The organism is Hymenobacter agri (assembly GCF_054778495.1).
The window spans coordinates 1-11,692 of sequence record NZ_BAAGZM010000078.1; the positions used below are offsets into that span (position 1 = coordinate 1).

Genomic DNA, 11,692 nt, shown 5'->3' on the forward strand with positions numbered 1-11,692 from the left:
GGCCGGGTGCGGCACGGCCAGGCGCTCCACCAGCATCTGGGCCATGGCCACAGAGGAGGCCACGTCGTCGTGCAGGTCGCGGCCGATGCGCGCCCGCTCGGCCTCCTGCGCTTCGATGATGGCGGCCAGTAAAGCCTGCTGATGGCTGGCCTCGGCAGCGCGCTGCGCCAACTTCTGGCGGTACAGACGCTGCTGATAGCTCACCACAAACCACACGAAGCCCCCTGCCACCAGCAGCATCAGGCCAATGCCGGCCAGCAGCAGGGGGGCAAAGGCTACTTCTGGGGGCGCAACCATAGAGCCCGAAGATAACACAGGTACAGCACCACCGTCATCAGGCCGTGCACGGCCCATACCAACAGGCTTAATTGCTGCGAGTAATGCTCCAGCATGTAGTTGCTGAACAACGAGATAAACACTTTGCTACTTGCGTATATCAACACGCCCGTCGATACCCAGAACATGGGCTCGCGGGCCAGATTGGGCACTTGTAAATCATTGAGCAGCTTGCGAAAATACAGCGCGGCCAAGCCCAGCTCCAGCAGGCAGCCGGTGAGCATAATGCCGGGTTTGAAGCGGGCCATTTCCGGGGTCAGGCCGCTGCTCAGCATCACGCACACTCCGAAGGCCCCCACCACCCACGGCTGCCACCGGCTGAAGCCGAGCGACCCCAGCGCCGGCGCGTAGGCCAGCGACAGCAGCAGCACTTCGCCCAAGGTGTCCACGGGCATCAGCCACAAATTGGGCTTGTGCCAGAAAATCAACAGGTGGGTAACGGTTTCCATGGCAATGCCAAACCACACCAGCCACACAATGCAGCGCAAAGAGGCGCCGAGCTGCCGGTAGCGCAGCGCGCCAACCACGCCCACCAGCCCCAATGTACTGAACGACAGCCACTGAATAACCGTAAACCAAAACAACTCGATATTCATCTGGGCAGGCTGTTTAGTTGTAGTGCGGGCTACGGCCGCCCCTAGGGTGCGGGCGGGCTGGGGGCAGCTACGTCGTACGCAAGGTCGTCGTCGCCTTGCCGGCCCGCCACGATGGGCGCTTGTACCAATAGGCCAAACGTGGCCGTTACGGCTTCGCCCTCGGGGCTGGGGCCAAAGTACGTGTGCAATCCCAACAGAATGGACAGGTTATCATCTTCGGAAGTGCTGCGCATGAGCGGCTGCATAAAATCGCTCAGGCTAAAATTGAAGCCTTGCAGCGGGCCGTAGCTGGTGGCAAAAAGCTGGCGCGTAAGCGGAAACTGCTCGGTGTCGGCCCAGTTGTTCACCCAATGCTGCCGCAACACATTGGGCAGTTCTACGTCGACGATGGGCGGATTCGACTTCATCCCCGCCCGATAATCCGAAAGGTAGTAAGACGTTTGCCGACGGCCCTGAGCATCAACGCCGTAGAGCACGATGGCGAAGTTTGGCGCTTCTTTTTTCGGATTCACCACGAAGCGGGCGCGCACCTGCGCAATGCCCGGCGCCGAGAGCACCTCTGTAATCTGCGCCACAGTGAAACTGACGGATACCAAGCGGGTCACCGGTTTGTCGGAGGTATTGAAACATGCGTTCAGCGCAGTCTGGTCGCCGCCTTCGCCCACTATTTTCAGCCAGTTGGCGGCAAACTCATCGTAGGTGGCCTGGTCGATTTTGCTGGTCGGGTCCAGATACGTCGGTGAAGTTGAAGCTGAGGTCATTTTTGCAGAAATCATGATTTAAACGCGTTTTATTTGAACTATGTAACTATGCCGTCAAAACTACATTGCCCGACGCCGGGCTGATACTATTCCAGCAAAAAAATCCTGCGTCTCACTATGCATGGGGTGCGCTGGCCACTAACCCATATTTGAATAGGTGGTGGGAAACAGAGAATGACCCGCGGCATAGCAAACGCGCCCCTGGCCAGCTGTAGCCGGCCAGGGGCGCGTTTGCTATGTCCGCCGAAACTCGCTTAGCGGCTCAGGGTCAATCGGGTGGTTTGCACTCCGGCGCTGCTCACCAGGCGGCACACATACAGGCCTTCGGGTAGCTGTTGCGTGTTGAACGGCACTACCTGAAGCTCGCCGGCTGCGCTTACGCGGGTTGGCACGGCGGCCACCAGCTTACCCCATTGGTTATACACCTGCAGTTCCGCTTTGCCGCTGCCGGCCACCCGGAAGGTAAAAGCAACCTGGTCAGCAGCGGGGTTCGGCGATGCCATCAAGCTGGCAGCGGCATCCGGTGCGGCTTTCGCAGTAGTGGTCGAAGTGCAGTCGCCCAGGCTGTCGCCGTGCGCCTGGTGTGCGGCCACGGCACTCGCGGCTACATAGATAGGGTCGCCTTTGTGGCATATCTGCACCAAGCCGCTATTGGGTTCGTTGGCGGTGTTTTTGTTAGCCGAGTAGGTGATGGTCACGGTTTCGGTGCTTACGGCCAGCACGGCATTAGCGCCAATGCTCATGTGCACCGTATTCAGGCCCCCGTTCACGTAAGCAGCAACCGGCAAGGCAAATGTCGCGGTCTGGCAACCGTCGCGCAGTATCCCGGCCTGCGACCAAATGGTAGCGGCTGGTACGCCGTTGAGCTTCAACGTAACCGGCGCTTCAACCTGGGTGTTAAAATTTACCGTAACCGCAACCGTTTTCACGGTCATGTTGCTGGGAATCGCAGTCGAGGTGAATGATTGATTTCCGGAATTCCAGCCACCATCGCCGCCCAGCACCGCGGGCAGCGTGCGCTCATCGTCCGACTGCGCAAAGTCGGCGCCGCACACTTGCACGCCTGGATAGGCATAGTAGCGTTGTCCTTTGAGCTGCATGGTATAGGTAGCGCTGTAGACGGGGGCTTGCGCCAACACGGCAAAATGCCCGAGTAGCCCGAACGCGAGTAAGTAAATGATTTTCATAAAAAAGTCTGAAAAGATACGTAAGGCAGCGAACCCTTGCTACCCAAGAAAGGGCCAAGCCAGTAGGTAGATAACTGCCAGTAGCAAAGCAAAATAGAATAATATTTTTCTTAAAAACAATATGATTTTTATTATAAAGTAGATTTTTTATACTTATTGGGCACTATATATTATATCAACCTGCATTATACAAGAATAAATACAATAAATTATCCCCAGAAACCAAATACACAGTTAGCTTCAGGGGATTCGCGTAGGCAAAATATTGCCATGAGTGCGTACAGCTTACGCTGCTACTCCACCCGGCGCACACGTAGATAATCGAGCATGGCTTGGTTCACGGCGATGTTCATGTTCTGGTTGGCCGGCTCGTAGGCCAGCAGCAGGCGCGTGGTGCCTTTGTCGAGGCGCACCAGCACGGGGTTCGAGAAGCCCCAGTTGCTCCATTCGCCTACGCCGCGCTGGGGCAATACGACCGTGCCCAGCAGCTCGGCCCCGCGCCGCAGCGTGCGGATGGCGCACTTGTTATCGGTATTAATGGGCCCGTTACCGTTGGCGTAGCGAAAATCGAGGGCGTAGAGGCCGGCTTCAGGCACCGCCACGGGGATGGTAAGCGCGGTGTTCTTGGTGGCACTGGCTTCGACGAAGCCCTTACCAGTGTAGCCTTTGTAGGGCATGACCGACTTGGCCGCGACGGTTTCGAGCTGCACCAGCACGCCGCCGGTGGCCTCGTGGCCCAGTTCCAGCGGTTCCGAAGCAAAGGATTCGCGCCCAGCATCATTGACAGCAATGACCTGCCAGGCGGCAAAGCCGTCGGCAGCCGGCACAGCGTATTCCGTTTCGTGAATGGTAGTGGCCAGCTTGCCATTTTTCAGCACGAGGTATTCGTCGGCCCCTTCCACGGCAGCCCAATGCAGGCGGCCACCGGCAAAGGTCACGGCCGGGGTTTCGGGCGAGGTGCGATTGGGCACTCGGTTCACGGCCGCTGGTACGGCGTTGGCGTCGGGCGCCGCCAGCACGATTTTGATGGCGTGGCGACCCGTGAGCGCGCCCGACACCGCCGCGTCGGGCAGGGGTGCGCCGTCCATGGTGATGCTGCTGATGGTGCTGCCCGCGCCGTCCAGCTCAATATCGAGCACGGCCTTGCGGTAACGGAACCCTTCGAGCCGGCGATGGCCCGCCAACGCCTGGGGCACGAAGGGCCGGAACACCAGCCGCTCGCCCTGGTATTGCATGCCAAACAGCACCTTATACACCAGACTCAGACTGCCCGACAGGCTCCAGAGCATGTTGGAGGAATTGATTTGGGTGCCGGCAAAGTCGCCGTTGCGGGCCACAAAATTTTCCTTGTTGGTGAGAAACAGCGCCGCCGGCCGGTAGATAGCAGCAATGCTTTCCATCACCGAGGCTTCGTTGCCGGCCTTGGCGGCAGCCAGGGCCCAGTAGCTCTGCACAAAGGGCCACACGGCGTCGTTGTGGTAGGGCGGAATACCCGGAATCTGCGGGTAGATGCACGGGATACCAAAGGGCGTGGTGGGCGTTTTGCTCACCACGGTCTGAGCCCGGTCGCCCTCGGCAATGCCGAAGAGCACGCACAGCGCCTCCCCCAGCGCCTCAGCCTTGGGCGATAGCGACAGGGCCGTGCGGCCGTACAGGTACTGCCCGTAGTAGCCCTTATCGGCCTGCCACAGGTGCTCGTTGATGCCGAATTTGATGGCCTCGGCCTGGCGCTTGTAGAAGGCTGCCTGGCCGGGCTGGCTCAGGCGGGCGGCCATCTGGGCCAGCACCACGTTGGCTTGGTAGTGCACGGCATTGGTGCCCAAGTTTTCGCTCTGGTAGATGTCGGCCGGCTGCATCCAGCGCGGGTAAGTTTGCTCGCGCCAGTCCAGAAACGACGACTCACCGCGCACGAGGCCGGTTTGCTGGTCGTAGGCATTCTGCACGTCGTCGGCCAGGCTCTGCTTGATGATGGGGAACACCTTGCGCAGCCAGGCCACGTCGCCGGTGGCCTGGTAGATTTCCCAGGCCGCCACGGCCCAAATCATGCGGTCGGTCGAGCACGGGTAAGCCCCGCCCGTGCCGGTGTCCTGAATGATGCGGCCGTCGGGCGTCACCTTGCGCAGCAGGCTATTCATGGCCACTTTGGGCTGCAGGCTGGCCTGGGCCAGAATGATGCTGTAGCTCACGTCGCGTGTCCACACCCCGGCCCATTCCTTGCCGGTCCGGAAGGTACTGTCGGGCTCCACGGCGCGGCGCGCTTCCTCCAGCGCCAGGTTGTAGAGCGCATCGGCAATGGGGTAGTCGGAGCTGTACTGCGGAAAATCAGCAGTATTAATGCTTTTCTGCCAGCTGCTGGCGGTGGTTTTGGCGGCGGCCGGCTGGTTCAGCGTCAGGGTGGTTTCGTAGATACCGTCGCCGTTGGTGTCGGTCAGCTCCAGCCCGGGCTTGTTGGCCAGGTTGTCGAAATCCCAGCTCAGCGGGGCTGTGCCGCCGGCCACGTACACATGCTTGAAATCCTGCTGATAGATTTTATCACCCTTGAAGGTGGTGAAGTAGCCGTCCTTTTTGAACGCCGCCAGCACCGGCCGCAGGTCGAGCCGGATTTTTACCGGCGTGTTGGGGTCCAGATATTGGGTGGCCGCGGCAGGTGTGGTATCCTCGTAACGCTGGCCAAACACGATGGGCGGCGTTTCGATGGGCCCACCGCCGGGCCGGGGCACGGCCAGTAGCACGTGGTTCAGGCCAGGAGCCATCTCGTTGTCTTTGCCGTTGAGGCTGAATTTGAACTCGACGCGCGGGCTGAGCCGGTCGTTGGCCGGGCTCACGTAGTTGCTCGTGAGCCGGGTAGCCGAGAGGGCGCGGCCCTCGTGCTGGCCCTGCACCACCTTGTCGCGGTACAGGCTATAGGCATCCGACTGCCAGATGGGAGTTTGCACAACGGGCGCGGTGGTGGTGGAGGGAGCGGGCTTGGTGGTCTGGCAGGCGCCGAGCAGGCCAAGCGCGAGCAGAAAGGCAGCAGAAGTTTGGAAAGTCATTAAGAGCGTGGGGCGGCTGAGGCCGCAAATTACGCCACAGCCCACCGGGCGGAGTACCGCGAAATTTTATTTCGCGTCGCATAGAGGCGGCTTATGGCGCTACCTGGCCCGACGCGGGGCGAAATAAAATTTCGCGGTATTCCGCCTTGCAGCCCTACCCCAATGACTTCGTAAAACCCACCTTAATCTTGAGCTGGAAATCGGAAATCACCTTGAAAATCTCCTTCAGCGTCACCTGCTCCACCTTGGTAAGTGTACTGGGGTCGAGGTAATTGTCGGGCACGGTGTGGTCGCGGATAATCTGGGCGGCCTGCTTTTTCAGGCGCACGCCCATCAGGTAGTAGTAAGCCTGTAGCAGTTCCTGCGTTTCGCGCTCCGTGAACACGCCCTGGGCGCGCAGGGCGTCGAGGCGTTCGCCGGTGTTGGTGGCGAAAATGCGGTGCTTGAGGGCGTACATGCGCACCAAATCGACGATGGGCGACATGGTTTTTTTCAGGTTGAACACCTGCTGGTCGCCGTGGGCGAAGGTGCGGATGTTGCGGAAAAACGTGAGCGGCGGTTCGTACTGCAGGGCGTTCTGGGCCAGGTAGTGGAAGAACCGCTCGGTGGGCTTCTCCAGCTCCAGGGCCAGGAACTCGTGTAGCTCGTCCATGATGGTGGCGTCGCCGTAGAGGTAGCGGCAGTCGAAGGACGCGGCGAACTGCATGCCGGTTTCGGGGTTGGCGTCGCTCATCCACTGCACGTAGTTGCGCTTCCAGTGCGAGAGCGAGTGCGTCCACTTCGGGTTTTTGGCCATGAAGCCACCGTCGCAGTAGCTGAAGCCGATTTCGTTGAGCTGGTCGCTCACCCGGCTGGCAAATTCCAGGAAGTAGTCGCGCACCAGCTCACGCTGCTCGTTGGCCTTGTCTTCATAAATAATGGCGTTGTCCTGGTCCGTCAGCAGGGTTTGCTCCTTGCGGCCCTCGCTGCCCAGCACCATGTACACGAAGCGGGCCGGCGGTGGGCCCAGCTCGGCAATGGCGCCCTCAATCAGCTTCAGCGCAATGGTATCCGACACCGTGGTAATGACCTGGTTCACGATTTCGGGCTTCACGCCGCGGTTCAGCAGCTGGTACACCATCTCCGGGACCTGCTCCCAGCGGCGGCGCAGCTCGGGCACGGCCTGCGCCTGCTTCACGCTCTGAATAAAGATGAACGGCGACTGGGCCTGGTCGTCGGTCAGCAGCTTGTTGCGGCTGATGAAGCCCACGTATTCGCCGTCGGTCTCGACCAGTAAATAGCGCGTCTTGGTCCGGAACATCAGCAGAATGGCCTCATACACAAAGGCCCGCGAGCTGATGCTGACCACCGGCGCATCCACGATGGTTTCGACGGGCAGGCGGGCATCGGCCAGGCCGGCCACCACTTTGTCGCGCAGCGTAATGTCCGTGACATAGCCGATGACGTGGCCGTCGACGTCGGCGTTGGTGATGAAGTAGCAGCTGCTGCGGGCGGCGGCCATACGCTGCGCCACCTCGCAAATGGGCACGTAGGCCGCGCACAGCAGCACCGGCCGCAGCTCCAGCGTTTCGATACGACGCGAAAACAGCTGGTCCGACGCTAGGTAGCTCGACGCCGAGTTGCCGCCCGTGGCCGGCCGCACGAAGTTGGCGTATTCCTCATCCAGCATCCGCCGCCCGTAGCGCGCTGTGAAGAAGTGGAAGAAGCTCTCGTAGCCCTGGCACAGCGCCAGAAATTCGCGCCGGTGCAGGAAATACACGCGGGTGTCGCGCTTGGCCACCACCGTGCGCAGCGAGCGTTTCTTATTCAGCAGCAGCGAGATGCCGCCATAGCACTCGCCGCGCCGGGTGTATTCCACCACGCGCCGGTGCTGCTGGCTATCGTAGAAAAACGTTTCGTACTCGCCCTGCACAATGATGTCGAGCCCGCGCAGCTTGGTTTCATCCTGCAGGTAGATGTTGGTTTCGCGCGGATGGCGCACCTCCTGCAGGCCCTCGGCTACCTCGGCCAGAACGTCGTCGGGCAATAAATCGAACGGGGCGACGGTGCGGAGAAAGGCGAGTTTATCGGACATGGGCGGTGGTGAGTAGTGATTGTGAGAACGTCATGCAGAGCGCAGCGAAGCATCTCGCGTGCTTTACTTAATCCTGACGATTGAATTGCATTGTGCACGCGAGATGCTTCGCTGCGCTCCGCATGACGTTCATTCTATCATGGTTTTAAAATCGATTTTCTGCTCACCCCATCAGCAAAAATGCCAGCAGCACCAGCAGCACCGTGCCCACGGCCAGCCACGGGGCCACGCCAATCTGCAGGCGGCGGCCGGCGGGCATGGGTGGCTGCAGGCCCACTGGCGGACCCTGCTGGCGCATGGCTTCCTCCGTCACAATGCCTTGTTTCTGCATCTCGAAGAAGCTACGGGCGGTGGCGTAAGCATCGCTCAAAGCATCGTGCTCGCCCGGCTGGGGCTCCTGGAAAAGCCGCTGGTACAGCTCGGGCAGCCGCAGGAAGCCCTGCGTAGAATGGCGCAACAGCGGCCCCGTGGCCCGCATGGTGCAAAACGTGGGCAGCCCCAGCAGCGGGTTGGTGAGGCCAGCGCGATGAAACCCTACCCCCACCATGTGAAAATCAAGCTGCATGAAGTGGGCCACCACCAGCGGCTGGTATTGTGTCAGGTCGCGATGCAGGGCCTGCATCACGGCGTGGCGCGTTTCGCCGTGCGTGCGCAGAAACTCCGGCGTGAGGCCGTGCACGCTGCCCGCGCCGGGGTCCAAATCGTAGTCGTTGGGCTGGATGTAGTGGTTTTCTGCCTTCACCTCCACGCCTTCGCGGGTGTAGATTACCCAGGCCAGCTGCGCGATGTGCGGCCAGTTACCCCGCGTGGAATACGGCTTGTTCCAGTCGCGCGGGATGCCCGAGGTTTCGGTATCGACGAACAGGAGGTAGTCTTTCACGCTGGTGTGGCTTGGTTAGAACGTCATGCAGAGCGCAGCGAAGCATCTCGCGCGGGATATTGAATCAATCGTGAGAACGGTTTTGATTACTACCGCAGCAAGATGCTTCGCTGCGCTCTGCATGACGGGCTGCTTTACTTCTTCCCTTCGCCCTTTCCTTTCATCGACGACTCGCGCTTCATCAGCCGGGGCTGGATGACGACTTTGCGCGGCTCCACGGCCACATCGCCGGTGTCGTGCACCATTTCCATGAGCAGCTGCATGGCGGCCTGGCCCATTTCCTCCGGGCGCTGGTCGACGGACGTGAGGTTGGGCTCGGTGAGCGAGCAGAAGCTTTCGTTGCTGTAGCCGGCCAGGGCCACGTCCTGCGGAATGCGCAGGCCGCGCTCCTTGAGCACACGCATGGCCCCGGCAATGGTGAAGTCGCTGGCCGAAAACACGGCGTCGGGCGGGTTGGGCAGGGCCAGCAACTGCTCCATGCCGGTGCGGCCATCGGCTTCCCACATATCACTGAAAATCACCAACTCGTCCTCCACCGCGAGGCCGAACTCCTCCAGCGCCTTGCGGTAGCCGCCGAAGCGGTTGATGTAGATGCGCAGATGCTGCGGCCCGCCGAAGTGGGCAATGCGCCGACAGCCCTGCTCCAGCAGGTGCTTCGTGGACTGGTAGCCGCCCTGGAAATCATCGAGCTCCACCGCGTTTAGAACGGGGTCATCCACAATGCGGTCAAAGAACACCAGCGGGATGCCGCGCTTCTGAATCTTGTCGAAATGCGCAAAATCGGGCGTGGGCCGGGCCACCGACACCAGAATGCCGTCGACCTGCGCGTTTATCATCGTCACCACGTTTTTCTGCTCCTGCTCGTAGTCCTCGTTCGACTGGCAGAGCAGTACGTTGAAGCCGGCGCGGTTGGCTACCGACTCCGCGCCCTTCATCACCTGCGAGAAGAAATGGCCATCCACGTGCGGCACAATCACGCCCAGCGTGTTGCTGTGGCCTTTGCGCAAGGCGGCGGCCAGGTGGTTGGGCTGGTAATTGAGCTGCTCGGCCAAGGCCTGCACCCGGTCGCGGGTGGCCTGGCTGATGCGCGAGTGCCCGCTCAGGGCCCGCGAAACCGTCGACACGGCCAGGTTCAGCTCCTTGGCGATATCCGAAATGGAAGCTCGTTTTTGCGACAAAGCAGTAGTATTTTAAATAACTGGTGGGAATTCAAATGTAGCAGCCGGCTTCCTATAAACCGATGAATCCCACTTGAAGTTAGCGGCCGGGGCTGGGCTTTGTTTTCGTTTGAATAATCGAACGGTCATGCAGAGCGTAGCGAAGCGTCTCGCGTGCAGCCGTCAGTCATTCGTGAGGATAAATCGAGCGAGATGCTTCGCTGCGCTCTGCATGACCATCCGTTCCCATCATTTATTCAAATAAACTCCTACTCCACCGTACCCTTGTAGTGCACCTCCGATTGCTCGCGCAGCCGACCGGCGCTGAACTCGGGCGTAACATCGCGCTGCGGGTCGCCGAGCATCTCGTAGCCCACCATGAACTTGCGCACCGTGGCCGAACGCAGCAGCGGCGGGTAGAAGTGCATGTGCAGATGCCATTCGGGGTGCTCCTGGCCGTCCGTCGGGCGCTGGTGCAGGCCGGCCGAGTACGGAAACGAGATGTTGAACAGGTTGTCGTAGCGAATGGTAAGTCGGCGCAGAATGTCGGCCAGCGCGTCGCGCTCGTCGTCGGTGAGTTGGGTGACGTCCTGCACCGGGCGGCGGGCGATGACGATGGTTTCGAACGGCCACACGGCCCAGAACGGCACCAGCACCACGAAATGCTCGTTTTCGAGTACCACCCGCTCCTTCTTCTCCAGCTCGATTTTCAGATAATCGGCCAGCAGCGTGCGGCCGTGCTGCTGGTAGTAGGCCAGCTGGCGCTCGGTTTCCTTGGCCGGCTCGCCGGGCACGGTGCGCTGGGCCCAAATCTGGCCGTGCGGGTGCGGGTTCGAGCAGCCCATCATCGGGCCCTTGTTCTCGAAAATCTGCACGTAGTTGATGTCGGGCCGCGCGCCCAGCGTGGCAAACTCGCTCACCCATAAGTCCACCACTTTGCGAATGGCGGGCGTGGTCATTTGCGGCAAGGTCAAATCGTGGCGCGGCGAGAAGCAAATGACGCGGCAGATGCCCGACTCGGCTTCGGCCCGCAGCAGGCCGCCTTCGTCGACGCCGCCGGTGGGCACGTCAACAGTCAGGGCTCCGAAGTCGTTGTTGAACACGAAGGTGTCGGTGTACTTCGGGTTCACTTCACCGCCCACGCGGGGGTTGCCGGGGCAGAGGTAGCAGGTGGGGTCGTAGGCGGGGCGCTGGTCCTGCTCGGGTTCTTCCTGCTGGCCCTGCCAGGGCCGTTTCGAGCGGTGCGGCGACACCAGAACCCACTCGCCCGTGAGGGCATTAAAGCGGCGGTGCGGGTGTTCGGTGGAATCGAAGGAGGCCATGGCGTTGGTTATTTAAGAACGAGGTAGAGACGCAATATCTTGCGTCTCGTCGTTGCTGATGTTGTTTAGCATGCGCGGTTGCGGTGGTTCGGCGCGGTGCCGGTCGTTCAACGACGAGACGCAAAATATTGCGTCTCTACATTGTTCAAACAGTGCCTACCCCATCCACAATCGTAGTCTGGTACGTTTCCGGGCGACGGCCGAAGCGGGTTTCATACGCTGCGCTCACGCTTTCAATGAAGGCCTCGACCTTATCGGGCGCGACCAGGTTGATGGTGCAGCCGCCGAAGCCGCCGCCCATCATGCGCGCGCCGAAGATGCCAGGCGCGGCCAGCGCGGCCTCG

At 60.8% G+C, this 11,692-nt stretch carries 9 protein-coding genes and 1 pseudogene; all 10 read right to left on the reverse strand.

Going from position 1 to position 11,692, the window contains the following annotated elements; genetic code table 11:
* The coding region (locus ACYVDE_RS06535) for a histidine kinase (RefSeq protein WP_460500678.1) at positions 1 to 297 on the reverse strand (297 nt) is incomplete at its 3' end.
* Positions 276 to 932, reverse strand: a complete 657-nt coding sequence (locus ACYVDE_RS06540; RefSeq protein WP_460500679.1) for a hypothetical protein — start codon at positions 930 to 932, stop codon at positions 276 to 278. The genes ACYVDE_RS06540 and ACYVDE_RS06535, both read right to left, overlap by 22 nt.
* Before the next feature lie 41 nt (positions 933 to 973).
* Positions 974 to 1,693 (reverse strand): hypothetical protein, encoded by a 720-nt coding sequence (locus ACYVDE_RS06545; protein WP_460500680.1) that lies wholly within the window; start codon positions 1,691 to 1,693, stop codon positions 974 to 976.
* A 254-nt stretch (positions 1,694 to 1,947) separates the two neighbouring features.
* Complete coding sequence (locus ACYVDE_RS06550; RefSeq protein ID WP_460500681.1) at positions 1,948 to 2,880, reverse strand: T9SS type A sorting domain-containing protein; 933 nt, start codon at positions 2,878 to 2,880, stop codon at positions 1,948 to 1,950.
* Between the two features lie 293 nt (positions 2,881 to 3,173).
* On the reverse strand, positions 3,174 to 5,915 hold the full coding sequence (locus tag ACYVDE_RS06555; RefSeq protein ID WP_460500682.1) for an alpha-L-rhamnosidase-related protein: 2,742 nt from the start codon (positions 5,913 to 5,915) through the stop codon (positions 3,174 to 3,176).
* A gap of 154 nt (positions 5,916 to 6,069) precedes the next feature.
* Entirely contained in the window at positions 6,070 to 7,989 is a 1,920-nt protein-coding gene (locus ACYVDE_RS06560; protein ID WP_460500683.1) for a DUF294 nucleotidyltransferase-like domain-containing protein, read from the reverse strand.
* A 163-nt stretch (positions 7,990 to 8,152) separates the two neighbouring features.
* Entirely contained in the window at positions 8,153 to 8,869 is a 717-nt protein-coding gene (locus tag ACYVDE_RS06565) for a 3'-5' exonuclease (RefSeq protein ID WP_460500684.1), read from the reverse strand.
* A gap of 134 nt (positions 8,870 to 9,003) precedes the next feature.
* Positions 9,004 to 10,047 carry a LacI family DNA-binding transcriptional regulator gene (locus ACYVDE_RS06570; protein WP_460500685.1) on the reverse strand — a complete coding sequence of 348 codons (1,044 nt, stop codon included), beginning with the start codon at positions 10,045 to 10,047 and terminating at the stop codon, positions 9,004 to 9,006.
* Positions 10,048 to 10,295: 248 nt separating this feature from the next.
* Positions 10,296 to 11,348, reverse strand: coding sequence for a galactose-1-phosphate uridylyltransferase (locus tag ACYVDE_RS06575; RefSeq protein ID WP_460500686.1), 1,053 nt, complete (start codon positions 11,346 to 11,348; stop codon positions 10,296 to 10,298).
* A 145-nt stretch (positions 11,349 to 11,493) separates the two neighbouring features.
* Positions 11,494 to 11,692, reverse strand: a pseudogene (locus tag ACYVDE_RS06580) (galactokinase); the annotation flags it as partial.